The organism is Aeromicrobium terrae (assembly GCF_008039565.1).
GTDB lineage: Bacteria > Actinomycetota > Actinomycetes > Propionibacteriales > Nocardioidaceae > Aeromicrobium > Aeromicrobium terrae.
Genome location: NZ_VDUX01000004.1, coordinates 201,633 through 226,530 on the forward strand (window position 1 = coordinate 201,633; position 24,898 = coordinate 226,530).

Below are 24,898 nucleotides of genomic sequence, written 5' to 3' on the forward strand. Positions count from 1 at the left end.
GGTTGTGCGGTCGACGGCTTAGTCTCGGACATCAGGCACTACTTCCCAGGAAGCTTTCCACGACGGCGTCGTCGCGGAGGACGTGATCGACCGGTCCGACAGCGACGACTCGACCCGATGACAACGCCACCAGTCGGGAGGCCAGTCGCACCACGAACGCGACGTCGTGGTCCACCAGCACCACGGAGCCGCCGGAGCGCTCACGCCACTGACTGATCAGGTCGACGATCGCGGATCTGTCGGCCTTGGCCACTCCCGACGCCGGTTCGTCGAGGAGAAGCACGCTCGGTTCACCCACGAACACCCGCAAGAGGTCCGCCATCTTGCGCACGCCGTAGGGAGCTTCGTCCAGGCGAACTCCGATGAACTGGCCGAGCCCGTACTCGTCGGCCAGGGCGCCTGCACGGTCGAGAGCCGACCGTTCCGCACTCCGCCCGGCCCGGAGGCCCAGGAGGCTGGCGACCAACGACGAGGGCCAGGCGGGCTCCACCCCGAGGGCGATGAGTTCCCGGACCGTCAGGTCCTTGATGGCGCCGACGGACTGGAAGGACCGACCCACGCCGTAGCGGGGCACCCGCTCGGCGCGGATCTTGGTGACGTCGTGCCCGCGGACCCGCACGGCACCTGCCGTCGGCGAATAATACCCCGACATTACGTTGAGGATGCTGCTCTTCCCCGAGCCGTTCGCACCGATCAGGCCGACGGTCTCGCCCTCCGCGACGTCGAACGTGACCGAGTCCAGGATGTCGACCTCACCGATCGCCAGACAGACCCCGTCAAGGCTCACGGCCTGTGACTGGCTCGCCTGCGGCGATGCTCCGAGCGTCGTGGTCATGCGAGCCTCACAGTCTCTGCGCGACCGGGCGGCCGAAGAAGCCGTACGGTCGCACCATCAAGGTGATGAGCATCAGGGAGTAGACGATGACGATGCTCCACTGACCGCCCAGGACGTAGTTTGTGAACGTGTAGACGCCGGCGACGACGAGCGAGCCGATCACCGCTCCCTCAAAGCTCTCCAGGCCTCCCAGCACCGCCGCCGGGAAGGCGAGGAGGAGGATCTCCGGCAGTGTCAACGCGACCGCGGTTCCCTGGGCGTAGATCACGCCGGCCACGGCTGCGCACACGCCGGCCATGGCCCAGGCGAGCCCCGAGAGGACCTCCGTCCGGATGCCGTAGTACTCAGCCAGCGACTCGTCCGCCGACAGGGCCCGCATCCGCAGACCCGTGATCGAACGGGAAAGGAACAGGACCAGGCCGACGGCTATCGCGACGGTCATGGCGATCGCGATGAAGGTCGTGGCCTGCACGGACGTGTCGAGCAACGGCACGCGCGCTCTCGTCGCCGGAGCGATCTCCCGAGGGTCGGTGCCCCAGAGCATGATGACGGCCTGGGTCAGGATGATCGACAGCATGAAGGTGAGGACGACCTTGTCGAACTCGGACCCTCCGTGGAGGAACCGCATCAGCAGGTAGTAGCCGAGGAAGCCCACCGAGGCCATGACGACGCATGTCGCGAGGAGTCCGGGCCAGTAGCCCATGCTCGGTCCGAGCGCGCTCATCACGTACGCACCGAGCATGATGAACTCGCCCTGGGCGAAGTTCATCGTGCCGGTGGTGCGTACGAGCAGAACTACGCCCAGGTTCACGAGGCTGTAGACGGACCCGAGCAGCATGGCGCTCGCCACGAGGCTCACCAGCGAAGCCGCGGTCATCTCAGCTCTTCCTCTGCGACTGCGTCGTCATGGCCAGTGGCTACTTCGAGATGATCTCGATGGGATCGCCCGCGTAGGCGATGCCACCGGAGTCCGTCGACGTCACGAATCGCATCGCCGTGAACCCTCGATGCTCGTCACGGGAGTACGTGATCGGACCGAACGCGAAGCCATCGAGGTCCGTGGACGTCGACTCGAGTGCAGCGATGAAGTCCTTGCTCGAGCACGGGTAACCACACTTCTTCAGAGCCGCGGCAGCGATCATCGTCTGCGCGTAGCCTTCGGGGATCTGCGTGGATCCAGGGTCGAGGCCGGCCGCCTTGGCTGCCGTGACGTACGCCTTCAGCCCGTCGCTCTGCTCGGCCGCGGAGGGAGACTGCAGGTTCGCCGAGGCGGCGATGTCGTGGTAGCCCGACTTCGCGACGAGGGCCAACGAGGAGGGACTGCTTGCAAAGGCCCACGACGCGATCGGCGTGTCCTTGGGCAGACCAGTCGCATCAGCGGCCTTCACGGCGGTCAGGAGGTCCGACTCGAGGACCAGGAAGATCACCGCGTCCGGCTTCTTGTCGACGATCGTCTGGAGCTGCGAGCTCAGGCTGGCGGCACCCGGCGGGGCCGTCTGCTCGGTCACGATGTCGATGCCGAGCTCCTTGGCCTTGGCGGCCAGTGCGACCGACTGCTGCTCACCGGCGGGCGTCGCGTACCGCAGGATCCCGACGCGCCCTTCCGGCGCGACGTCCCCGTCGTCCATGCGATTCTTGATGTAGCTCAGGGTCGCCTCGCTCTGGGCGTTCACGTTCGCGACGGTGGAGAAGACGGTGTTCTTCGGATCCAGGAGGTCTGGCGGCGACCCGGTCGCCAAGAGGGCCATGTTGTCGGCCTTCGCGCGCTTCACGACTGGTCCGAGGTCGACGCTTCCCAGGAAGCCCGCGATGGCGCTGACACCCTGCGACTTCAGGTCCGAGTACGCCGACACCGCCTTGGCCGCGTCCGAAGCCGTGTCACGCACGATGAGCTCCACGGAATGACCGTCGATCCCACCCGCCTTGTTGATGGCGTCAGCGGCCGCGGTCATCCCCTTGAGCTGGGCTACGCCGCTCGCCTTGCTACGGCCGGTCTGGTCGATCTCGACGCCGATCTTGTACGAGCCGCCCGACGAGGACGAGTCGTCAGACCCGCCGCAGGCTGCAAGGACGCCCGAGACCATGAGACCGGCCGCGAGCGTGCTGACCACGCGGGCCGTTCGACCGACTCGGGGCGGGCGTACGGTGCGCCCGGCTGTGCTGAACGTCATCTGTTCTTCCTTCGGCTCGGGCCCGAACAGGTCTCGTTGACCGGTGCGGCGTCGTTGGTGCCGCGAGATGCAGGGCTTCCACGGGTGATGACGGACGACCGTAGTCGTGATCCGTGGGTCGCAAGTTGTTCGCCGCGACCATTCTCGAGGTCGGAATTCGTCCGGTCTGACAGACGGCTGAGGTTCTCAGCGTGACCGGGTGAAGTGGTCGACCAGAGCGTCGACCCAGGCCGTCAGGTGGCGCTCGCCGCGTTCGGCGGTGGCGGCGCCTGGGTCACCGAGGACGCCGTTGGCGGCCAAGGACCGGGTGCCGTCCCGGAAGAGACGTTCGGCCGTGGCCTCGTCAAAGTCGCCCACATAGCCGGCCGCGGCCTTCTCCATCCTCACCAGTTCCGGATGGATGGCGAGCATGACGGAGGTCTCCCACTCGCCCGCATGCACACCGCTCGCGGCCGGCGGGATCCCGTCGACGGCAGACACGGCGTGGACCACGCCGAGGAACGCCTCGAGATCGTCGAAGGGGATGAACGCCGCCGTGCCGATCATGCCGTCGACCTGCCGGGCGAGGCGACCGAGAGGGCCGAAGTTCCCACCGTGTCCGGAGAGTGCGAAGACGCGATCGACCCCGTGCGCGGCGAGACTGGCGACGCACGCCTTCACCTGGTCTTGGAAGCTCTGTTCCGAGATCGACAAGGTTCCCGGGAAGGCCAGGTGGTGCGAGGAGACGCCGACCGGCAGGGTCGGCCCGACCAGGAGCCCGGGCATCCGCTCGCCCACGCGTCGTGCTGTCTCCGTCGCGATGAGCGTGTCCGTCGCGAGGGGGAGGTGCGGGCCGTGCTGCTCGATCGCGCCCACGGCGATCAGGGCAGAGCGCTCGCCAGCTGCCACGACGCCCTGCACCTCCGGCCACGTCATCGCATGGAGAGAGTGTCCGGCGAGCGGCGTCATCGGATGCCTGCGCTCGAGCCCGGCGGGCGAGAACCACGAACAGGTGTCGCAGCGCGGGTCGGCTCAACCATCTCGTGGGACCACGGGGGATCGGCGCCCTTTCGCGAGCAGGTAATCGACGCCGCGTGGGAGGCGAAGTTGGCGACGTCCTCCAGGTCGGCGGAGTCGAGCATGCCGGGTGCGGGCCACGCTCGCCGGCCGGACCAGGTGAGCATGGCCGCCGTGAACGCGTCACCGGCTCCAATGGTGTCGACGACCTCGGAGGACCTGGCCACGACCTGAGCTGCTCCCGCTGGAGATGCGACATACGCCCCGTCGGCCCCGTGCGTCAGCGCGACCAGACGGCCACGGCCCTCTGACGCCAGGGTGTCCGCGACGAGCTGCGCAGATGCGCCGGGGAAGAGGACCGCAGCGTCCTCGTCGCTCATCTTGAGATGGGAGACGGCCGGCCGGAGAAGGTCGAAGGTCTGGCGCCACACGCTCGGGTCCGGCTGGATCGAGAGCCTGACGTTGGGGTCGAGGCTGACGGGGATGGCGCGGGCGGCCGCTTCCTCGGCGAGCGCGCGTACCAAGTTGGCCCCGGACGGCAGGACGGTGCCGATCGACCCGACGTGGAGCATGTCGAACCGACTCGGGTCCGGTAGGAACGTCGGGTTCCAGTCGACGTCGAGTTCGTACGTGGCGGCCCCGCCGGCGGACAGCGAAGCTACGGCAGTCGACGTGGGTACGCCGGGTGGGCCGACTGCCTCGAGTGCCACCCCGGATGCCGCCAGGTGATCGCGGACGGCTTGACCGCGACGGTCGACACCGACGTGCGCCGCGAGCGTCGCCGCCACGCCGAGGCGTGCCAGACCGACAGCGACATTGAGCGGAGACCCGCCAACGTGCTCCCTCACGAGGGCCGACCCGTCGCGTACAACGTCGACCAGCGCTTCACCCACGACCAGCACGTTCACACTTCTCACCGACTTCTCGCGGGCCGCTACCTGCGGGTCCAATCTAGGGTTTTAGAGTGCGCAGCTTCTCGTCCAGCCGGACGATCTTCGTGCCTCGCCTTGGTTGTACTCGACGGAACCCGGCGGCACTCAGACTGCTCGACGGCGCCGAGGAAGTCAGGTGCAACGAGATGATCATGCCGACGGCGAAGGGGTGCGCCGACCTGCCGTCGTGGCGGACGGGATCGCGTCGCGCGGCTAGCTCAGCAGGACTGGATCCGGCAGCGCACCTGTTCGCCGATCTCGGCGAGGACCGTGATCTGCGCAGCACTGAGCGGATCGATGACGAGGTCGCGGACGGCGGTCACGTGGCCCGGCGCGGCCTCGACGACCTACGAACCGCTCGCCTTCGCGCGAGGAACACACCGAACAGCAATGCCGCGCAAGCGCTGGCAGGTTCTACCTGCGATTGCCCGGAGGTCTGCTTGCAATTCCAAACTGGGCGCAATGACCTACGCCCTTTCCGGGATAGCACACGTGAAACAGGAGAGGCAGTGAAGGCACTTTTGAGCTGCGCGCAGGTTCTCGGACACGGTGCCGTGCACTCTGCGGCCCAATCTCATCCGCATCGTGAGAAAAGTGTGCCCAAAATGTGCCCAAACCGACTTTGTGAAAAAGTGAAACCCCCGATATCGCTGCAATTGCAGTCAAAATCGGGGGCTTCAACTTTGCGGTGGCGGTGGGATTTGAACCCACGGTGGGTTTGACCCCACACATCATTTCGAGTGATGCACCTTCGGCCGCTCGGACACGCCACCGCGGGGTACCTTACCCGACCTCCCACAGCGAATTCAGCCCGGGCAGAGTGGTCCCATGAGCTCGGAGATGCCCGCTGACCTGCTGACGCACGCCCTGGACGCCAAGGGATTCATGCCCGACGACGAGGGGGCGTTCCTGCACCGGCTCGGGCGCGAGCGGCTGCCCCACGGGCCGGCGCTGGAGATCGGGACGTACTGCGGGAAGTCGGCCATCTACCTGGGTGCCGCGGCGCGCGAGGTGGGCGGCACGGTGCTCACCGTCGACCACCATCGCGGGTCCGAGGAGAACCAGGCCGGGTGGGAGCACCACGACGCGTCGCTCGTCGACGCGGAAACCGGGCTGATGGACACGCTGCCCGTGTTCCGGCGGACGATCCAGCGGGCCGGGCTCGAGGACCAGGTCAACGCCGTCGTCGGCCGCTCGACCACCGTGGCCGCGTGGTGGCGCACCCCGGTCAGCCTGCTGTTCATCGACGGCGGTCATGCCGAGGTCCACGCCCAGAACGACTACACCGGTTTCGCGCACTGGGTCATGGCCGGCGGCACCCTCGTCATCCACGACGTCTTCGAGCGGCCCGAGGACGGCGGCCAGGCGCCGTTCCACGTCTGGCAGCGCGCCGTGCAGTCGGGCAGCTACGAGCCGCTGGAGACGGTCGGCTCGATGCGGGCGCTAGTGCGGACCCGGGGAGACGCCGGTGAGCTGGTCGGTTGACGGGCAGTCGCACTCCAGCGCGAGCTCCTCGAACTCCACGCCGATGCCGTGGCCGGTCATGATCCCGGCGCCGGGCGTGGTGCCGGTGAGGACGTCCCAGGCGAGGATGACCGCCGCGGCCGTGTAGGTGGTGTGCTCCACCGGCCAGTTCACGTTCTCGGGGTAGACGAGGCCGGTCCAGTACTTGCCCTCGTCGCTGCGCAGGTGCTGCATGTCCGCGAACAGCTTCTCCGCGCGCTCGTCGCCGATGGAGGCCAGCGCCATCACGAGCTCGCACGTCTCGGCGCCGGTGACCCAGGGGTTCGTGCTCACGCAGCGGATGCCGAGGCCGTCGACGACGAACGTGTCCCACTCCGACGCGAGCATCTCGCCGGCCGCGGGACCACGCACGGCACCGCCGAGCACCGGGTAGTACCAGTCCATCGAGAACTGCGACTTGTCGAGGAACTGGTCGCGGTGCTCCCGCACGGCGTGGCCGAGCCGGCCGCCCGCGAGCTCCCACTCCGGCTGCGGCTCGTCCATCAGCTCGGCGAGCGCGACGCCGGCCCGCAACGACTGGTAGATGCTCGAGCTGCCGGCGAGCAGCGCCTCACGATTCACCGTGGCCGGGGCGTGGTCCTCCCATTCCTGCGACCACGCGATGCCGCCGAACGGCAGCTGCAGGTCGACGACGCGGTCGAGGGCGCGACGCACGACCGGCCACATCCGCTCGACGAACGCGCGGTCCTGCAGCACCGTCCAGTGGTGCAGCACCCCGACCGCGACGTACGCGTTCATGTTCGACTCGGTGCTGTGGTCCTCGACCGTGCCGGCGACGAACTTCATGGGCCACGAGCCGTCGGGGCGCTGGTGGTGCGCCACCCACTCGTACGCCTTGGTCGCTGCCTCCAGCTCACCGCCCACGACGAGCGCCATCGCGGCCTCGACGTGGTTCCAGACGTCGGTGTGCTCACCGATCGTCCAGGGGATGGCGCCGTCCGGCTCCTGCATCCCCGCGATGCTGGCCGCCGTCTCGGCAACCTGGTCGGGCGTCAGCATCAGGCTGATTCAGGCTTCCGCAGGTACAGCACCATGCTCTTGCCGATCAGCGGGTTGAGCGCCTTCTCCGCCAGCCGGGTGGCGACGCTGTAGCGAGGGGTCTTCATGATGTCCCACACCAGCACCTGGTGGTACGCCTTCACGAGCGGGTGGTCGTCGTTCTTCACGCCGACGGCGCACTTCAGCCACCAGTACGGCGAGTGCAGGCCGTGCGCGTAGTCGATGCCCTCGAACACCATGCCGGCGTTCTGCAGCTTTCCGATCAGCTCCTTGTCGGAGTAGATGCGGATGTGGCCGCCGGGGGTGTTGTGGTAGTCCTCGGACAGCTTCCAGCAGATGATCTCCGGCAGCCACCGCGGCACCGTGACGGCCATCGTGCCGCCCGGACGCAGCACGCGGACGAGCTCCTCGATGGCCTGGATGTCGGCGGGGATGTGCTCCAGCACCTCGGACGCGACGACGCGGTCGAACTCGCCGTCGGCGAACGGCAGCGCCAGGGCGTCGCCCTCCTTGATGTCGGCCGACGCGCCCTCGGGCACCTCGCCGGCCTCTTTCATCGCGCCGAACAGCTCGAGCACGTTGGCGAGCTCGTCGGCGTCCTGGTCGAAGGCGATGACGTCAGCGCCTCGGCGGTACATCTCGAAGGCGTGGCGGCCGGCGCCGCAGCCCATGTCGATCACGCGGTCGCCAGGCTTGAGGCCCAGCCGCTCGAAGTCAACGGTGAGCATGCTCTTCTCCTTCTGCCGCCCGCGGCCCGGCATCCCCGCCGGCGATCACTTCCTCATACGCAGCGGCGGTGGCCTTCGCCACCGCAGCCCAGCTGAAGGTCTCCAGCGCTCTCTTGCGACCGGCGGCACCCATGGCCGCGCGGCGCTCCGGGTCGTCGAGCAGGTCGCCGATGGCGTTGACCAGCTCGCCGACGTCACCCGGGGTGACGAGGGTGGCGCACTCGCCGTCCGCGCCGACGACCTCAGGGATGGCGCCGGCGCGGCTGACGACCAGCGGCGTGGCGCAGGCCATCAGCTCGGCCGTCGGGAGCGAGAAGCCCTCGTAGAGCGACGGGACGCAGGCGATCTCCGCCGACCCCATCACCTCGACGAGCTCGGTCTCGCTGATCCCGTTGACGAACCGGACGTCGTCGCCGATGCCCAGCTGGTCGATGAGCTTGGTGGTGCGACGGCCCGGCTTGGTGACGAGCACCAGCTCGACGTCACGCTCGGTGCGCAACTTGGCGAACGCCTCGAGCAGCGTGGCGACGCCCTTCATCGGAGCGTCCGCGCTGGCCATGGCGACGAGGCGACCGGGCACGCGCGGCTTGGTGGGCGGCACGAAGACGTCGTCGACGCCGAGCGTGATGACCTCCAGGCGCGAAGGGTCGACGCCGAAGTCGGCGACGATGTCGTTCTTGCTCGACTCCGAGACGGTGAGGATCTTGGGCAGCTGGCGGGCGACCTTCTTCTGCATCCGCAGGAAGCCGTACCAGCGGCGCAGCGCCAGCTTCTTGCGCCAGGTAGGCGCGTTGGCGAGGTCGATGCGGCGGTCGAACGTGATCGGGTGGTGGATGGTCCCGATCACCGGGAAGCCCATCTCAGCGGCGTCGAGCAGGCCGTACGCGAGCGTCTGGTTGTCGTGGATGATGTCGAAGTCGTCGCGGCGGTCCTTGAGCAGCTTCGCCGTGCGCTTCCAGAACGTCTTGGGCTCCGGGAAGCCCGCCGTCCACATCGTCAGCACCTCCTCGACGTCGACGAGGTCGCGGTACTCCGACGGCCACGGCGTGCGGAAGGGATCCGGCTCGCGGTACAGGTCGAGCGACGGGACCTTGGTGAGCGTGACGCCCTCGTCCAGCTCGGGGTACGGCTGGCCGGAGAACACCTCGACGGTGTGGCCCAGCGCCACCAGCTCGCGGCTCAGGTGGCGCACGTAGACGCCCTGGCCGCCGCAGTGTGGCTTGCTGCGGTAGGACGTGAGTGCGATGCGCAAGGTGCCGCCTCCGTGGTGGTTGACCTGGGACTATCTTCCCCCGCGGTTCCCCGGGTAGAACGAGTGGGTGGCGGTGACCCCGCCGTCGACGGCGAACTCGCCGCCGGTGGTGTAGCTGCTCTCGTCGCTCGCGAGGTACACGTACAACGGTGCGATGTCCTCCGGCGTTCCCACGCGCTCGAGCGGAACGCGGGTCGCGCCGTACTCCATGGCCGCGTCGCCGCCGTGCACCTGGGTCATCGGGGTGTTGATCATGCCGGGGTGGACGGAGTTCACGCGGACGTTGTGCGCGCCGAGCTCGACGGCCGCCGCCTTGGTCATCCCGCGGATCGCGAACTTGCTGGCCGTGTAGGCCGCGAGGGACGCCATGCCGGCCAGGCCCTCGACCGACGAGCAGTTGATGATCGAGCCGCGACGGTTGGCCTTCATGACCGGCGCGACGGCGCGCATGCCCAGGAAGCAGCCGCGCAGGTTCACGTCGATGACCAGGTTGAAGTCCTCCAGCGGCATGGTGTCGACCTCGCCGAAGCGCAGGATGCCCGCGTTGTTCACGAGCACGTCGACCCCGCCGCCGAGATCCTCCTCGGCGTGCGCCATGAGGGCGTCCCAGGACGCCGGGTCGCTGACGTCGAGGTGCGTGAACGTCGCGGCGTCGCCGAGCTCCTTGGCCAGCGTCTCCCCCGCGTCGTCGGCGACGTCGGCGATGATCACCCGGGCGCCCTCGCCGACGAAGGCGCGCGCGATGGCCTCGCCCTGTCCTTGGGCGCCGCCGGTGATGACGGCGCGCTTGTCCTTGAGTCGAGACATCGGGGTTCTCCTAGAGCGTCAGGATGGAGTCGGCGGCGAACGAGAGCTCGGGGTCGCGGTCGGCGAAGAAGCCGCCCAGGGTCCGGTCGAGCTCGTCGGCGGACCAGAGGTCGCTCTCGGTGTCGAAGCGCTGGTCGACGGACGGCGCGGCGAGCAGCGCCACCATGCCGCCGTAGACGACGAACACCTGGCCGCTGATGCGCGCGGACGCCGGCGACGCGAGGTACGCGACGAGCGGCGCGACGTGGTCGGGGCTGTACGGGTCGACGGCCTGACCCGAAGTGTCCTCGCCGAAGACCTCGGCGGTCATGGCCGTGCGGGCGCGGGGGCAGATGGCATTGGCGCGCACGCCGATGCGAGAGAGACCGCGGGCGGTCGAGAGCGTCAGCGCGGCGATGCCGCCCTTCGCGGCGGCGTAGTTGGCCTGGCCCGGCGATCCGGTGAGGAACGCTTCCGACGCCGTGTTGATCACGCTCGCGTCGACCGGGGCGCCGGTGTCCTTGGCGACCTGGCGCCAGTGGGAGGCGGCGTTGCGGGAGAGCAGGAAGTGGCCGCGCAGGTGGATGCGGAGGACGAGGTCGAACTCCTCGTCGGACATGTTGAACAGCATCCGGTCGCGGGTGATGCCGGCGTTGTTCACGACGACGTCGAGCGAGCCGAAGGACTCCAGCGCGGTCTGCACGATCAGGTCGGCGGTGGACCGCTCGCCCACGTCGCCGGCGGCGATGACCGCCTCGGCGCCGAGCGCCTTGATCTCGTCGGCGGCCTCGTCCGCGGCTCCGGGCAGGTCGTTGAGCACCACGCGCGCACCGGCCTTCGCCAGCGCAACCGCCTCGGCACGTCCGAGACCCGCGCCCGCGCCAGTGACGACGGCGACGCGGCCGTCCAGGGAGGTGGAGCTCATTCGTCCACGATCTTCAGCGCTGCCTTCGGGCAGGACGCGACGGCCTGCTCGATCCGGGCCCGGTTCTCGTCGGTGACGGTCCCGTCGTCGATCTGCAGGAAGTCGTCGTCGTCGAGCCGGAACACGTCCGGCGCGACCGCCTCGCACAGTGCATTCGACTCGCACAGGTCGTAGTCGGCAACAACCCTGGCCATTGCTGTCCCTCGCTTCGACACCTCGATTAGAACGTGTTCTAGTCTAACCCGTGCAGGGTCCGTTTGGACACGTCCCCCGGAAAGGCCTTCGAGGATGAGGACCATCACCGACCGCGTCGCCGTCGTCACCGGTGGTGGCAGCGGCATCGGCCGAGCCACCTGCGAGGCCCTGGCCCGACGCGGTGCCGACGTCGCCGTGCTCGACGTGAGCGAGCAGAACGCCGCCGAGTCCGCCGACCTCGTGCGGTCGATCGGCCGCCGGGCGAGCGTGCACACCGTCGACGTCCGCGACGCCGAGCGCGTCCAGGCCGTCGCCGACGAGGTCGTGGAGCACCACGGCGCCTGTCACATCCTGGTGAACAACGCCGGCGTCACCTCGGCAGGCGGGTTCGAGGAGGAGTCGCTCGACGACCTGCACTGGATCGTCGACATCAACGTCTGGGGCGTCGTCCACGGCTGCCGCGCCTTCCTCCCCGCGCTGCGCGCCGCCGACGAGGGGCACATCGTCAACATGTCGAGCATGGTCGGCCTGCTCGGCCTGCCGCACAACGTGGCCTACTCGCTGACCAAGGGCGCCGTCCGCTCGTTCACCGAGGCCCTGCGCGCGGAGCTGGTCACCACGGACGTCGGCGTGACGGTCGTCTTCCCCGGCGCGATCCGCACCAACATCACGAACGCCGCTCGCGGCACCCACGCGGCCCGCCTCGCGACGATGGGCCAGTCCCGGCTGGCGCCACTGGCGATGCGGCCGCCGAGCTCCGTCGCCAAGCGGATCGTGCACGCCATCGAGAAGGACCGGGCCCGGGTGACCGTCGGTCCCGACGCGCGCGCCGTCGACCTGCTGACCCGCGTCTACCCCAGCCGGTCCGGGCTCGTCGGGCGCGTGACGTCGAAGGTGAAGACCTAACCGAGGGCGGTGAGCTTGTCGATCACCCAGTCGCCGCCGTCGCGCTCCAGGGTGACGACGAGGCTGTTGCGCAGCAGCTGCTGCTTCTTGGCCTTGCCGGTGCCGACCGTGGTGGTCTGGTTCGCGAACACGAGGACCTTGGCCTTGGTCTCGCTGACGTCGATGATCGCCGACGCCACGGCCGCCGCCTCGAGGACGATCTTGTTCTTCTCGGTGTTCGCCCGGACCTGCTCCATCGTCGACCGGTACTCCTTGCGGAAGCCCGGCGTCATCTTGGCCGTCGCGGTCTCCATGTCCTGGTCGAGCGACTTGTAGTCGTAGGACAGCGTCCGCTGTGTCAGGTCGGCGGCCGAGACGAGCACCTGGGTCCGCGCGTCCTCGTCGATCGTCGGCGACCCGTGCTCGGCCCGCCACCAGCAGACACCCACGCCGGCCGCGGCGAGGAGCACCGCTCCGGCGAGCAGCAAGGTCAGGCGCTCCTGGAGGAACGTGCGGACGTCGCGGGGTTCCTGGAGTTCAGGTTCCGTGGTTTCGACAAGCTCAACCACCGTGGGCTCGACGAGCTCGACCTCCGTGGGCTCGTCGGACTCGACCACCGGCTCCGGCTCGGGCGCCGCCTTCGGCTCGGGCGGGAGGTCGGACTGGCAGTAGCGGCACTTGGTGGCCGCGGCCTTGATCGTCTCCGCGCAGAACGGGCAGATCCGCTCGTCCTTCTTCAGCCTCGCCATGTCAGCCCACGAACTCCAGGTCGGAGACGAGCCACCGGCCGTCCTTCTCCGTCATGGTCAGCTTGATCCGCCAGGACGTGTCCTGGGTCTTGCCCTTCGTGCCCTTGTTCTGGACCTTGCTGCCGGCCGCGACGTACACGGACGCCGAGTCGTCGTCGACCTCGCCGAGCCCGATCTCGTCGACGTGACCGGTGGACATCGACTCCTGCGCCTCAGCGGCCTCGGTCAACGTCTTCACCGACGACTCGTACTGCTTCTTGAACGTGCCCGTGGCGCCGTCGAGCACCGCGTCGGTGAGGGGCTTCATGTTCGTGTGGTCGACCTTGAGGAACGCGAGCACTTCCGTGCGCGCGGCTCGCGTGATGGCGGCGTACTGGTCGTCACGCTCCTCAGCCGGCGTGCTGCCCGGGGCCGCGGCGCTGCCGCGCACGGCGAACATGACGAGCCACCCGAGCAACCCCACGAGCACCACAGCGAGAACGACGTCGACAGCTCTCCTACGACTCACTCGATCGCCTTCTTGTACTCGTCCCGCCAGTCGACCGGGGCCGGCGCGTACTTCATGCCGCGCATGTTGGTCGGCGGCCCGGTCTTGCACTGTGCCGGATAGTACGGCTCGAAGCTGTGATCGGAGCTCAGGGGCGCGCTGACGCCGGACCGCATCTCCGACGTCGGACGCCACTGGCTCGGCGGCAGGTACCCGTCGGTGCACGGGTTCGGCACCATGTTGAGGTTCAGGTGAACTCGACCGAAGTGCTGCTTGCCCTGGGTCTGGGCGGTCGGGCCGGCCGCGACGAGCCGCGGCAAGGTCACCAGGAGCTGCTCGAGGGCCGGCAGCCGGCTGTCGAGCACCTTCGCGATGTTGGTCAACGTGCCGAGCAGCGTCGGGAGCTGGCGACGCAGTGTCTTCACCACGATGACGAGCTCGTCGGCGGCGGGACCGGCCTGCGCGAGCACCTTCCGCAGGTCGGCGTCGGACGTCGCGAGCGTGCCGGTGAGCGCGGCGAGGTCCTCGGAGAAGGACTGGATGTTCGCGGCGTTGTCCTGCTGGGTCCGCAGCACCGTGCCGGCCGTGTTGATCAGCGAGATCGTCTCCGGCTCGTGGGCGCGGGCCTCGTCGATGAACTTCGTCGCGCTGTCGACCATCGTGCGCAACGGCTGCGCGTTGTCACGGAACATCGTGCCGAGCTCGTGGATGACGTCGCCCAGCTCGGGGCCGTCGAGGCTGCTGACGAACCGGCTCAGGTCGGTGAGCAGCACGTCCTCGCCCACCGGGAGGCTGTCCTTCGTGCCGCGCACGGTGTCGCCGTCCTTGAGCATCGGCCCGGACCTCGACGTCGGCTCGAAGGACAGGTACTGCTCGCCGACGGCGCTCAGGTTGTGCACGAAGACCGGAGAGCTCGCCGGGACCTTGGCGTCGTCCTTCAGGCGCAGGTCCACGCGCAGGCCATCGGCGTCGACGGACATCTTGGTGACCTTGCCGATCTTCACGCCGCGGTAGGTGGCCTCGCTGCCCTCGAACAGGCCGCCGGAGTCGGGCAGCGTGACGTGGACGGTGTAGCCACGGCCCAGGACGGAGTCGACGAAGCCGAGGTAGGACGCGCCGACGTAGCCCATGCCGAGCACGCTCAGCAGGACGAACGCGATGAGCCGGACCTGGATGCCGCGCCTCATGACGACCCACCTCCCAGCAGGCCGCTGATCAGGCGTTGCACGAACCCGCCACTGGTGTTGCCGCTGTTCGGCGTGGGGGTGAGCAGGTCGGTGGGCTTCGGGGCCGGACCGGACGCGCCGGACTTCCCGGCGTCGCGCTGCACGTCGGTCAGGGTGCTCTCCACCGTGCCGACGTCGTGCTTGTCGCACAGCGGGATGTTCTTGAGGACGGAGCAGAGCTTGTCGATCGCGTCGCCGGCCGGCGAGCAGATCGGCGCCAGCGGCGTGGCACGGCAGAGCCGGACGAGGTCGGGCAGCGTGGTCGGGATCAACCCGCCCTCGCTGATCGGGGTGAGCTTGATCTGGAACTTGAAGACGACGTTCGCGAAGTCGCCGTGGATGGCGTCGCCCGCCTCGAGCGAGAACGGGTAGCTGGCCGCGGCGACGGTGCCCGGCACGAGCTCGTCCCCGGTGTCGGCGAGCTTCCGCAGCACCGGCTCGAGGTGCTGAAGCTCGGCCACCAGGTCGTCCTTGGTGGCGTTGACCACGCGGGTGCCGACGACCCCGAGGTCGTCCAGCTCGGACAGGGTCTTCACGAGGTCCTGGTGCTGGTTGCGCAGGGCGGTGACGGCGGGACCCACGGCGTCCAGGGCCTTGCCGATGGTGTCCTTCTCGGACACCAGCGTGGCGCTGAGCCCGTTGATCGACTCCATCGCCTGGACGATGTCGTTCCGCTGGTCGTTCAGCGTGGAGACCAGCGTGTTGACGTTGGTGAGGACGTGCTTGATCTTCCCGGTGCGGCCCTCCATCATCTCGTTCAGCTCGTGCGTGATGGTCTGCAGCTGGCCGATGCCACCGCCGGTGAGCACGAACGACAGCGCACCGAGGACCTCCTCGACCTCCGGGTTGCGGCCGGTGTCCTCCATCGGGATCACGTCGCCCTGGCCGAGACGCCCGGTGCCCGCGACCTCCTTGCCCTCGGCGTCCGTGGGCTTGGAGAGTGCCACGTACTTCTCGCCCAGGAGGCTGGTCTGGCGGATCGTGGCCTGCGCGTCGTCGGGCAGCTTCACGTCGTCGCGGATGCGCATCTTCACGCGGGCGTGCCAGCCTACGCGCTTGACCGAGACCACCTGGCCGACCGGGACGTCGCCGACCATCACCGACGAGCGCGGGACGACGTTCAGTGCGTCGGCGAAGTCGGCACTGACCTCGAACCCGTCGCCCTCGCTGACCTTGTTGCCGGGCAGCGGGAGGTCGTAGATGCCGTCGAACCCGCAGCCGCCCAGGACGAGCGCCAGGGAGAGCATGGCGACGATGCGGCGCTTCATCCCAGACCACCTCCCAGCAGCGAGAGCAGCGACCGCGGGCCGTCGCTCGGGGTGCCGCCGGACGGTGCCGGCGTCGGGGTGGAGGCGTCGGGCTTGGTGACCCCCGTGCCGACGGCCTTCGACGCGATCGGCGCGGTGATGGGCAGGAGCGGCTCGAGGAGGGTCGACAGGATCTTGCAGACCGACTCGGGAGCACCGGAGTTGACGAGGGTCTGGCAGAGGAACTGGTCCGGACGGAACAGGATGCCTGGGGCCACCTGGAGCCGGGAGCCGAAGCTGCCCGTGGAGGGGTCGAAGGCGAGGCCCAGGTTGCCGAGCGCCAGCGAGCCCTTCTCGACCACCAGGCCGAGATTGTCCTTCTGGCGGTCGACGCGCTTCAGCAGGCTGTTCAGCAGGTCGATGTCCGTCTTCAGGTCGGCACGGTTGTCGTGGACGAAGCCCTTCACCGAGCCGAGGACGTCGCCGAGCGCCTCGAGCACCTTCGCGATCTCGTCCTTCTCGCCGGCCAGCTGCCCGGACACCGACGTGAGGCTCTCCATGAACTGCTGGACGGTGGTGTCGTTGGCCGCCAAGGTCTGGGTGATCTCGGCGAGCTGGCTGACGTTGTCGAAGAGCGGGCCGCGGTTCCGGGAGAACGTGTTGGCGGCGGCGGACAGGTTCCGGATGGTCTCCGAGCCGAGCTTGCCGTTGCCGTCCAGCGCCTTCGCGCCGGCGGTGAGCAGGGCGTCGAGCGCTCCGCGCGTGGACCCGGCCTTCGGGCCGAGCGTCGTGGAGAGGTCGTTGATCGCCTTGTACATGCGGTCGAGCTCGATCGGTGTGTTCGTGCGGTCGAGCGGGATGTCGGCGCCGTCGGCCATGACCGGGCCCGACCCGTAGGCCGGGAAGACCTGCACGTAGCGGTCGGCGATCAGCGTGGGGGTGACGACGGCGGCCTTCGCCCCGGCGGGCAGCTTGTACTGCGCGTCGTACTTCATCACGACGCGGACGCTGTTGCCGTCGGGCACCACGTCGGTGACCTCGCCGATCCGCACGCCCATGACGCGCAGCTCGGTGCCCGGGTACACCGCGACGGCGCGGTCGAAGTGCGCGGTGAGGGTGCGGCTGCCGTTGCCCGGGAAGATCACGAACGCCACGAGCAGCAGCAGCGCGACGCCGGCGGACGCCGCCAGCATCACGTGGTCGCGGATCCAGGTGGTCACGTTCGTCATCGCGTGCCTCCCGGAGGTGCCGGGATGAACTCGCCGTCGAAGATGCCGGTGATGTTCGGGACGATGGCGTCGAACCACGGGCCGGTGCCGAGCACGTTGCCGAGGATGTTGACGTACGGGCCGTAGTTGCGGATCAACGTTTCGATCTGGTCCTCGCGGGCGTGCAGGAACGTCAGGACGTTCTCCAGGCGGTCGAGCGTCGGCTTGATCTGCTCCCGATTGTCCTTCACCAGCCCGCCGAGCTGGTCGGCCAGCTCGGTGGCGTTGACGAGCAGGGTGTGGATCGTCTCCTTGCGGATCTCGAGCTCGTGGAAGATCAGGTCGGCCTGCTTCATCAACCCGACGAGGTCGCCCTTGCGCTCGTCGAGCAGCTTCGTGACGTTGCGGGCGCGCGAGAGCAGGGCCTCGATGTCGTCGTCGCGGGACGCGATCGACTTCGACAGCCGGGACAGCCCGGTGAAGCTCGACCGCACCTCGGGCGCGGCGGCGTCCACCGTCTCGGCGAGCGTGCCGAGCGCGTCGGTCAGCTTGTCCTTGTCGATCTCCTCGGTGGTGGTGGTCAGCGTCCCGAGGGTGCCGACGATGTCGTAGGAGACGTCGGTGCGGGCGAGCGGGATGGTGGACCCGCCCTTCATCTCGCCGCCGCCCTTGGACGTGAGGTTGAGGAACTTCTCGCCGAGCAGGCTCTTCACCTCGACGCTGGCCCGGGTGTCCCGGCCGAGCGACGTGCCCTTCACGTCGAAGTCGATGACGATCTTCTGCTGGCCGATGTGCAGCTTGCTGACGCGGCCCACCCGGATGCCGGCGACCTGCACCTCCGCGCCGGTGCGCAGACCGTTCGCGTCGGTCAGCTCGGCGTGGTACGTGGTGCCGCGGAAGCCGGGCAGCTTCTGCAGGTTGAACGCGAGGACCATGACGAGCAGCAGCAGCGCCAGGGCGACGACGCCCAGCTTCTGCAGTCTCGAGTCGCTGCGGCGCGCCATCACTGACACCTCTTCGCGCGGCTGACCATGGTGAACTCGGCCATGTACTTGCGGGCCACCTCGGGCAGGGAGTCCATGATCTGGCTCGGCAGCACGACGCCGCCCTGGAACTCGCAGAGGTAGTAGTTGTACCAGGAGCCGTAGACGCCGATGCGGGTCTGCTTGGCCAGCATGGTCGGCAGCAGGTCCAGGGTCCGGTCGAGGTACTTCTTGTTCGCCGGCTTCGCCAGCTCGGTGAACAGGCGGCGGATCTGCTTGACGTCGGCGGTCACGAGCGGACGGGCTCGCGTCAGCAGGTCCGCCACCGTCTCGGTGACCTGGGAGATGTTGTCGAGCGACGTGCCGATCGTGGTGCGGTCCTTGGCCAGGTCGCCGAACCACGCCCGCATCGACGTCAGCAGCTCGTCCAGCTGCTGGTGGTGCTCGTCGACGGTGCCCATCAGCGTGCTGAGGTTGGTGATCACGTCGCCGATGAGCTCGTCGCGGTCGGCGAGGGTGTCGGTGAGCGACGCGGTGTTGGCGAGCAGGTCCTGCACCGTGCCGCCCTCGCCCTGCAGCACGCGGACGAGGTTGAGCGACAGCTTGTTGACGTCCTCGGGACGCAGGGCGGAGAACAGCGGCTGGAAGCCGTTGAACAGCGCGGTCAGGTTGAGGGCCGGCGTGGTGCGGCTGGCCGGCATCGTCGCGCCGGCCTTGAGCCGCGGCGCGTCCTTCTTGCCCTGCTCCAGGGACATGTAGCGGTCGCCGATCAGGTTCAGGAACCGGACGTTGGCGCGCGAGTCCTTCGTCAGCGGGACGTCGTCGTCGACCTCGAACGTCACCTTCGCCTGGGTGCGGTGGTAGAACTCGACCTTCGTGACCTTGCCGACGACGACGCCGGCGATGCGCACCTGGTCGCCGGAGGTCAGCTCGGACGCGCTGTCGAAGATCGCGTGGTACTTCGACTGGGAGCCGAAGCTCAGGCCGCCCATGATGATCACGAGCATGCCGGTGACGGCGAGCGAGACCACCGCGAAGATGCCGAAGCGGATCGCGGCGAGGGTGAACGTCACGTCGCGCGCGGTCATGCGCGGACCCCGCGACGAGGGCCTCTTCGCGGCGCTCACTTGATGCCTCCGCCCGGGTCGTCACGGTTCGACCCGTCCTTGAGCGGCACGTACGGGGCCGGGATCTGGTGGTTGTCGGGCAGGCCGAGGCACCAGGGTCCGTGCCCGATCTCGCCGTAGACCGGCTTGTCCTTCTCGGTGTACGGGGTGCGCTGGGGGGCGCCCAGCTCCATCGTCTGGTGGATGATCTGGTTCTGGAAGACGTTCTGGGAGTCCGGGATCTGGTGGTCCAGGCCGGAGATCACGCAGGGGATCTCCGGGGAGTAGGTGTCCAGCAGCTTCAGCAGCGGGCGCGCGGTCTGCACCTGCGAGACGAGTCCCTTCTCGTTCTCCTTCAGCGTGACCGTCGTGATCTGCGCGAGTCCCGTCAGGCTGTCGAGCGCCCCGTGGAACTGCTGCTCCTTCGCGGAGATGGTGTTCGCCGTGACGGTCGCGTTCTTCAGCAACGTGATGATGTCCGGCGCAGCCATGTCGTAGGTCTTGGAGACGTCGGAGAGCAGCTTCAGGTCCGACTTCAGCGTCGGCAGGTGCACGTTGACGCGGTTCAGGTAGTCGTCGAGCTCGACGAACGTCTTGCCGAGCTGGTCGCCCTTGCCCTGCAGCGCGTGCGCGAGGGCGTACAGCGTGGCGTTCAGGTCGCCCGGCCGGATGGAGCGGAGCAGCGGGAACAGGTTGGCCAGGATGCTTTGGATCTCGGTGTTCGTGGAGACGCGGTTCGCCGGGATGACCGAGCCGTCGCGGAGCGGGCTGGCCGCGGACCCACCCTTCTGCGGCACCAGCTCGACGTAGTTCTGGCCGAACAGCGTGGTGGGCAGGATCCGGGCGTTCACGCTGTCCGGGATCTTCTCGGCGGCCGACGGCTTCAGGGCGAGGGTGATCTTGGCGTGCTCGCCGTCGCTCTCGATCTTGTCGACGTACCCGACGAGGGCGCCGTGCAGGCGGACGTCGCCGAACCGGGCCAGCTGGAGGCCGGCGCGGTCGGCCATCACGGTGACGTCGGTGCTCTTGGTGAACTTCTTGTCGTAGATGGCGATGGAGAGCGCGATGAGCAGGCCGATGGTGACGATCGACGCGATCCCGGCAAGGGCGAGCCTCCGGTGCTCGCCCGGAGAGTCGTGGAAGACGTTGATCAGCATCCGGCTACCCCGTGATCCGCACGGTGGTGGTGGAGCCCCAGATGGCGTAGCTCAGGAAGAAGTCGGCGACGACGACCGTCACGATCGACGTCCGGATCGCGCGGCCGACCGCCACGCCCACGCCGGCCGGGCCGCCGGTGGCGGAGAAGCCGTAGTAGCAGTGGATGAGGATGATCAGGACGGCCAGGACGAGCAGCTTGCCGAACGACCAGAGCACGTCGACGGGTGGCAGGAACTGCAGGAAGTAGTGGTCATAGGTGCCCACCGACTCCCCGTAGATCAGTGTCGTGATCAAGCGTGGTGACAAGTACGAGGCGAGCAGCGCGACCGTGTAGAGCGGGATGACGGCGATGAAGCCGGCCACGATGCGGGTGGTCACCAGGAAGGGCAGCGACGGGACACCCATGACCTCCAGCGCGTCGATCTCCTCGTTGATGCGCATCGCGCCGAGGCGCGCGGTGTAGCCGCAGCCGACGGTGGCCGCCAGCGCGATGGACGAGACGAGCGGCGCGACCTCGCGAGTGTTGAAGTACGCCGAGATGAACGCGGTGAACTTGGCGACGCCGATCTGGCTCAGCGAGGCGTAGCCCTGCAGGCCGACCTCGGTGCCGGCGAAGAACGCCATGAACGCGATGACGCCGACCGTGCCGGCGATCACCGAGAGCGCGCCGACGCCGAACACGACCTCGGCCAGCGTCTTCGCGACCTCCTCGCGGTAGCTGCGCAGGACGCGCGGCGTCCAGCCGATCGCCTTGACGTAGAAGATCAGCTGGTCGCCCCAGGTCTCCAGACGGAGACGCTGGGACTTGACGAACTCGCCGCTGAGGTCGCTGAGGGTGCTCATCTACAGACCTGCCTGGGGCACGAACTGGAAGTACAGGGCGGTGATGATCGAGTTCAGGAAGAACAGCAGCATGAACGCGAGGATCACCGACTCGTTCACGGCGCGGCCGACGCCGGCCGGACCGCCGCCGGCGTTGAGTCCCTTGTACGCGCCGACGATCGCGGCGAGGAACCCGAAGACCGCCGCCTTCACCATCGAGACGTAGATGTCGGGCAGCGTCGCGAGCGCGGTGAAGGAGGAGAGGAACGCGCCGGCCGAGCCGCCCTGCACGATCACGGTGAAGTAGTAGCCGCCACCGATGCCCGCCGCGATCACGATGCCGTTGATGAGCACGGCGACGGTGAGGGTGGCGAGGGCGCGGGGGACGACCAGGCGGGCGACGGGGTCGATGCCGAGGACCTCCATGGCGTCGATCTCCTCGCGCATCTTGCGCGCGCCGAGGTCGGAGCAGATGGCCGAGCCCGCCGCTCCCGCGATGATCAGGGCCGCGGCGATCGGGGCGGCCTCGCGGACGGTGGCGAGCACCGCCGTGGCGCCCGCGAACGACTGGGCGCCGAGCTGTCCGGTGAGGTTGCCGACCTGCAACGCGATGATCGCGCCGAACGGGATGGACACCAGGATCGTCGGCATCAGCGTGACCGACGTGACGAACCACGCCTGCTCCACGAACTCGCGTCCCTGGAACCGCGTGGTGAACGTCATCTTGATGACGTCCCACGTCATCGCGACGACTTCACCGGGTCCACGGACCACGGATGCGGCACTCAGGCCCATGACTCCTCCTGTGGCCCGTCAGGCCGACTCGTGGTAGAGAACGAGTCCGATGTGACCTGGGTTACGTCTTCGCGGCCCCGGGATGCCGCGTGGCGGCCCGCGCGACGACCGAAGAACGACGCCTCGCCCAGCTGGGTGCCCGACGAGTAGCCCTCGCCATCCACCGCGATGTTCGAGGCGCAGGCCCCGGCCGCATACACACCCTCCACGGGCGTGCGGTCCACTCGCAACACCCGGCCGTCCTCGTCGACCCGCAGGCCGCCGCAGGTGAAGCCGGCGTAGAAGCAGCGTCCGGGGGTCAGGTCGTAGGCGCCGTAGGGCGGGGTGTCGAGCGGCTCGACGTACTCCGCCGCCTTGTGGAACGTGGGGTCGTCGCCGTCCTGAGCAGCGGCGTTGTACTCGTCGAGCGTCTTCCGCAGGGAGCCGGCGGGCACGCCCAGGCCGGTCTCCATCTCCTCGACGGTCTCCCACCCGTCGACGAGCGGCTGGAACCCGTACGCGGGCTCGGCCATGTGGGTGGAGTCGAGGATCAGCCAGGCCTGGCGGTCGGGCTGCGCGAAGACGAACGAGGTGGTGCGCGAGTGGTAGGAGTCCTCGGCGACGAACCGCTCGCCCCGGTTGTTCACGCAGATGCCCTTGAGCATGTCGCCCGGCGGGTAGAAGGGGCCGGTGATGAACCAGCCGTCCATGTGGTCGGCCACGCCGCCGACCGACTCGCCGAGCCGGATGCCGACGCCGTCGTCGTACGTGTTGCCCAGCGGCATGCCGTTGGACTGGAGCGCCTCGAGCGCCGGCGCGTGCTCGTGCACCATGTCCGGGTTCATCACGAAGCCGCCGGCGGCGATCACCACCGCACCGGCCCGGATGGCGCCGGTCTCGGTGAACTGCTTCCAGGCGGCGCCGACGACGGCGTCACCGTCGGTGATCAGGTCCGTGACGCCGGTCTCGAACCGGACCTCGACGCCGAGGCGGTCGAGCTCCTTCAGCGCGAGGTCGACGACGAGCGCCGCGCCGCCGGTGTCGCCGGGGACGGGCGGCTGGTGCCCGCGCGGCGCAGGGACGGCGAGGTCGCGGAACGGCCACACCTTCTCGTTGCCGCTGAACATGACGCCCTCCGTGCCCGGCTGCATCACGGCCTTGCCGGGGTAGAAGGAGCGCTCGAACTCGAAGCCCAGAGCCTCGAGCCAGTGGAAGTGCTCGACGCTGCCCTCGGTGTAGAGGCGGATCTTCTCCGGGTCGCACTCGGGCGAGACGGCGGACAGGTACTTGGCCATCTCCTCCGGGGTGTCGTCGTACCCGGCGGCCTGCTGCACCGGGGTGCCGCCGCCGAGGTAGAAGTGCCCTCCGGCCATCGCACTCGTGCAGGAGAGCCGGCCGCCGCGGTCGACGACGAGCACGGACGCACCCGCTCGGGCCGCCTCGATGGCGGCTGCCGTGCCGGCCATGCCGGCGCCGATGACGAGGACGTCGACCTCGTCGGACCACTGCTGCGTCACGAGTAGGTCACCCGCACCTTCTCCGTGGCGGCCTCGCTCTGGCAGGCGAGCCGGATGCCGTCGTCGAGGTCCTCGTCCTCGAGCACGTCGTTGTTGCGCATCGTGACCTCGCCCTCCAAGAGGCGGACGGCGCAGGCCGAGCACTCGCCGAGCCGGCAGGAGTACGGCGCCTTGACGCCCTTGCTCTCCAGGTGCTCCAGCAGAGTCCGTCCGGCCGGCCAGTCGTCGTACTCCAGGTTCTCGCCGTCGAGCTCGACCTGGAGGTGGGAAAACGTCGCTTCGACAGGCTCAACGAGCGTGCCGCTAGAGCTTGTCGAAAGGTCTTCGTCGTCGTCGCTCGCGCCGGGCTCACGGTCGGCGTCGGTCTCGAACGGGTTGCCGCCGAGGGAGACGAACTTCTCCTGGTGCCGGCGCTCGCGCGGGAACTCCAGGTCCTTGAGCGCGTCGACCGTGAGCTTCATGAACGGGCCGGGACCGCACACGAACGCGTCCCACTCGAGGTACTGGGACGCGAACGCCTTCATCTGCTCCTGCGTGGGCAGCCCCTGCACCGACTCGAGCCAGTGCACGACCTGGAGCCGGTCAGGGTGCTGCGCCGCGAGGTCGGCGAGCGCCCCGGAGAAGATCACGGAGCGCTCGTCCCTGTTGGCGTAGAACAGGACGATGCGCCCGGAGCCGCGGGCCAGGGCCGTCCGGGTGATCGACATGATCGGCGTGATGCCGCTGCCGCCCGCGAAGAGCAGAAGGTCGGCGTCGAGGTCCTTGGGCGTGAAGATGCCTGACGGCGGCAGGACGCGGAGACGGTCGCCGGCCTTCAGGTTGTCGCAGATCCAGCAGGAGGCGTAGCCCTCCTCGGTGCGCTTCACCGTGATGGTGATGGGTCCCTCGTCAGCTGGCATCGACGAGAGCGAGTAGCTGCGCGCCACCAGGCCGGTGCGGTCACTGGGCACCGCGACGGTCAGGAACTGGCCGGGCTTGTGGGCGAACTCCGCCCGGTGCTCGCCGGGGTCGAGCACGATCGAGCGGGCGTCCGCGGTCTCCTCGACCACGTCCACCACCTCGAGCTCGTAGGAGTCAGCCATCGCTGGTCTCGATCGGGTCGACTCCGGCTCCGATCGGGACGACGCCCTCACGCACCGCGGCCTCGATCGAGGCGAGCAGTCGCGGACAGGCCTGGTGCACCGGCCGACCCCCCTCGCGCCGGGAGAGCTCGGCGAACGTCGCGCAGTCGCCGGCCTCCTGGTTCCACTGGATCGACGTGTGGTGGTCGCTGTTCTTGCGGACCTTCACCCGGACGAGGCAGTCCAGGCACGCCACCTCCACCAACCGGCTCCGGGTGTAGAGCTCTCGGTCAGCCAGGGTCTCCGGGCTGGAGGGGACGATGTACGCCATG

Annotated in this window: 26 protein-coding genes and 1 tRNA gene; 2 read left to right on the plus strand and 25 right to left on the minus strand. The window is 68.8% G+C overall.

Features of this window, described 5'->3' with window-relative positions; all coding sequences use genetic code 11:
* Positions 1 to 31: 31 nt before the first annotated feature.
* From FHP06_RS10000 to FHP06_RS10025, 6 genes are all read right to left on the minus strand, one after another.
* Positions 32 to 835: an ABC transporter ATP-binding protein gene (locus tag FHP06_RS10000; RefSeq protein ID WP_147686325.1), complete on the minus strand. Its 804-nt coding sequence runs from the start codon at positions 833 to 835 to the stop codon at positions 32 to 34.
* Between the two features lie 7 nt (positions 836 to 842).
* Positions 843 to 1,712: a branched-chain amino acid ABC transporter permease gene (locus FHP06_RS10005; protein WP_147686327.1), complete on the minus strand. Its 870-nt coding sequence runs from the start codon at positions 1,710 to 1,712 to the stop codon at positions 843 to 845.
* Between the two features lie 40 nt (positions 1,713 to 1,752).
* The gene (locus tag FHP06_RS10010; protein WP_147686329.1) at positions 1,753 to 3,006 is read right to left on the minus strand and encodes an ABC transporter substrate-binding protein; all 1,254 of its coding nucleotides are present in this window, start codon (positions 3,004 to 3,006) and stop codon (positions 1,753 to 1,755) included.
* A gap of 186 nt (positions 3,007 to 3,192) precedes the next feature.
* On the minus strand, positions 3,193 to 3,921 hold the full coding sequence (locus FHP06_RS10015) for a creatininase family protein (protein ID WP_187271886.1): 729 nt from the start codon (positions 3,919 to 3,921) through the stop codon (positions 3,193 to 3,195).
* A 29-nt stretch (positions 3,922 to 3,950) separates the two neighbouring features.
* Entirely contained in the window at positions 3,951 to 4,919 is a 969-nt protein-coding gene (locus FHP06_RS10020) for a PfkB family carbohydrate kinase (RefSeq protein ID WP_330999619.1), read from the minus strand.
* A gap of 701 nt (positions 4,920 to 5,620) precedes the next feature.
* A tRNA-Ser gene (locus FHP06_RS10025) sits at positions 5,621 to 5,707 on the minus strand.
* Positions 5,708 to 5,762: 55 nt separating this feature from the next.
* Here FHP06_RS10025 and FHP06_RS10030 point away from each other — a divergent pair.
* A complete protein-coding gene (locus tag FHP06_RS10030) occupies positions 5,763 to 6,419 on the plus strand; it encodes a class I SAM-dependent methyltransferase (RefSeq protein WP_230973471.1) in 657 nt (218 codons plus the stop codon).
* Here the strand turns inward: FHP06_RS10030 and FHP06_RS10035 are convergent.
* From FHP06_RS10035 to FHP06_RS10060, 6 genes are read right to left on the minus strand one after another with little or no spacing between them, the layout of a single operon-like run.
* Positions 6,378 to 7,457 carry a prenyltransferase/squalene oxidase repeat-containing protein gene (locus FHP06_RS10035; RefSeq protein WP_147686335.1) on the minus strand — a complete coding sequence of 360 codons (1,080 nt, stop codon included), beginning with the start codon at positions 7,455 to 7,457 and terminating at the stop codon, positions 6,378 to 6,380. The two genes, FHP06_RS10030 and FHP06_RS10035, sit on opposite strands and share 42 nt — an antisense overlap.
* Positions 7,457 to 8,185 (minus strand): class I SAM-dependent methyltransferase, encoded by a 729-nt coding sequence (locus FHP06_RS10040; protein ID WP_147686337.1) that lies wholly within the window; start codon positions 8,183 to 8,185, stop codon positions 7,457 to 7,459. The genes FHP06_RS10035 and FHP06_RS10040 overlap by 1 nt, the downstream gene beginning before the upstream one ends.
* Positions 8,172 to 9,437, minus strand: coding sequence for a glycosyltransferase family 4 protein (locus FHP06_RS10045; protein ID WP_147686339.1), 1,266 nt, complete (start codon positions 9,435 to 9,437; stop codon positions 8,172 to 8,174). The genes FHP06_RS10040 and FHP06_RS10045 overlap by 14 nt, the downstream gene beginning before the upstream one ends.
* A 30-nt stretch (positions 9,438 to 9,467) precedes the next feature.
* On the minus strand, positions 9,468 to 10,244 hold the full coding sequence (locus FHP06_RS10050; protein WP_147686341.1) for an SDR family NAD(P)-dependent oxidoreductase: 777 nt from the start codon (positions 10,242 to 10,244) through the stop codon (positions 9,468 to 9,470).
* A 10-nt stretch (positions 10,245 to 10,254) separates the two neighbouring features.
* Positions 10,255 to 11,148 carry a 3-oxoacyl-ACP reductase gene (locus FHP06_RS10055; protein ID WP_147686342.1) on the minus strand — a complete coding sequence of 298 codons (894 nt, stop codon included), beginning with the start codon at positions 11,146 to 11,148 and terminating at the stop codon, positions 10,255 to 10,257.
* Positions 11,145 to 11,342: a ferredoxin gene (locus FHP06_RS10060; protein ID WP_147686344.1), complete on the minus strand. Its 198-nt coding sequence runs from the start codon at positions 11,340 to 11,342 to the stop codon at positions 11,145 to 11,147. Before FHP06_RS10060 ends, FHP06_RS10055 begins: the two co-directional genes overlap by 4 nt.
* A 94-nt stretch (positions 11,343 to 11,436) precedes the next feature.
* On the opposite strand from FHP06_RS10060, the gene FHP06_RS10065 reads away from it, so the two are divergent.
* Entirely contained in the window at positions 11,437 to 12,249 is an 813-nt protein-coding gene (locus tag FHP06_RS10065) for an SDR family NAD(P)-dependent oxidoreductase (RefSeq protein ID WP_147686346.1), read from the plus strand.
* Here the strand turns inward: FHP06_RS10065 and FHP06_RS10070 are convergent.
* From FHP06_RS10070 to FHP06_RS10130, 13 genes are read right to left on the minus strand one after another with little or no spacing between them, the layout of a single operon-like run.
* Positions 12,246 to 12,977: a hypothetical protein gene (locus tag FHP06_RS10070; RefSeq protein WP_147686348.1), complete on the minus strand. Its 732-nt coding sequence runs from the start codon at positions 12,975 to 12,977 to the stop codon at positions 12,246 to 12,248. The genes FHP06_RS10065 and FHP06_RS10070 overlap by 4 nt on opposite strands.
* A 1-nt stretch (position 12,978) precedes the next feature.
* On the minus strand, positions 12,979 to 13,440 hold the full coding sequence (locus FHP06_RS10075) for a hypothetical protein (protein WP_187271888.1): 462 nt from the start codon (positions 13,438 to 13,440) through the stop codon (positions 12,979 to 12,981).
* A gap of 41 nt (positions 13,441 to 13,481) precedes the next feature.
* Entirely contained in the window at positions 13,482 to 14,651 is a 1,170-nt protein-coding gene (locus FHP06_RS10080) for an MCE family protein (protein WP_147686352.1), read from the minus strand.
* Positions 14,648 to 15,958, minus strand: a complete 1,311-nt coding sequence (locus tag FHP06_RS10085; protein WP_147686354.1) for an MCE family protein — start codon at positions 15,956 to 15,958, stop codon at positions 14,648 to 14,650. Before FHP06_RS10085 ends, FHP06_RS10080 begins: the two co-directional genes overlap by 4 nt.
* Positions 15,955 to 17,166 carry an MCE family protein gene (locus tag FHP06_RS10090; protein ID WP_147686356.1) on the minus strand — a complete coding sequence of 404 codons (1,212 nt, stop codon included), beginning with the start codon at positions 17,164 to 17,166 and terminating at the stop codon, positions 15,955 to 15,957. Before FHP06_RS10090 ends, FHP06_RS10085 begins: the two co-directional genes overlap by 4 nt.
* Positions 17,163 to 18,149 (minus strand): MCE family protein, encoded by a 987-nt coding sequence (locus tag FHP06_RS10095; protein ID WP_147686358.1) that lies wholly within the window; start codon positions 18,147 to 18,149, stop codon positions 17,163 to 17,165. Before FHP06_RS10095 ends, FHP06_RS10090 begins: the two co-directional genes overlap by 4 nt.
* The gene (locus FHP06_RS10100; protein ID WP_147686359.1) at positions 18,149 to 19,216 is read right to left on the minus strand and encodes an MCE family protein; all 1,068 of its coding nucleotides are present in this window, start codon (positions 19,214 to 19,216) and stop codon (positions 18,149 to 18,151) included. Before FHP06_RS10100 ends, FHP06_RS10095 begins: the two co-directional genes overlap by 1 nt.
* Positions 19,217 to 19,251: 35 nt before the next feature.
* Positions 19,252 to 20,391: an MCE family protein gene (locus tag FHP06_RS10105; RefSeq protein ID WP_147686361.1), complete on the minus strand. Its 1,140-nt coding sequence runs from the start codon at positions 20,389 to 20,391 to the stop codon at positions 19,252 to 19,254.
* Positions 20,392 to 20,395: 4 nt separating this feature from the next.
* Positions 20,396 to 21,235 carry an MlaE family ABC transporter permease gene (locus FHP06_RS10110; RefSeq protein ID WP_147686363.1) on the minus strand — a complete coding sequence of 280 codons (840 nt, stop codon included), beginning with the start codon at positions 21,233 to 21,235 and terminating at the stop codon, positions 20,396 to 20,398.
* The gene (locus tag FHP06_RS10115; protein ID WP_147686365.1) at positions 21,236 to 22,009 is read right to left on the minus strand and encodes an MlaE family ABC transporter permease; all 774 of its coding nucleotides are present in this window, start codon (positions 22,007 to 22,009) and stop codon (positions 21,236 to 21,238) included.
* The gene (locus FHP06_RS10120) at positions 22,000 to 23,505 is read right to left on the minus strand and encodes an FAD-binding protein (RefSeq protein ID WP_230973472.1); all 1,506 of its coding nucleotides are present in this window, start codon (positions 23,503 to 23,505) and stop codon (positions 22,000 to 22,002) included. Before FHP06_RS10120 ends, FHP06_RS10115 begins: the two co-directional genes overlap by 10 nt.
* Positions 23,502 to 24,587, minus strand: a complete 1,086-nt coding sequence (locus tag FHP06_RS10125) for a ferredoxin--NADP reductase (RefSeq protein ID WP_147686367.1) — start codon at positions 24,585 to 24,587, stop codon at positions 23,502 to 23,504. The genes FHP06_RS10120 and FHP06_RS10125 overlap by 4 nt, the downstream gene beginning before the upstream one ends.
* The gene (locus FHP06_RS10130) at positions 24,580 to 24,897 is read right to left on the minus strand and encodes a hypothetical protein (protein WP_147686370.1); all 318 of its coding nucleotides are present in this window, start codon (positions 24,895 to 24,897) and stop codon (positions 24,580 to 24,582) included. Before FHP06_RS10130 ends, FHP06_RS10125 begins: the two co-directional genes overlap by 8 nt.
* Between the last annotated feature and the right edge of the window lies 1 nt (position 24,898).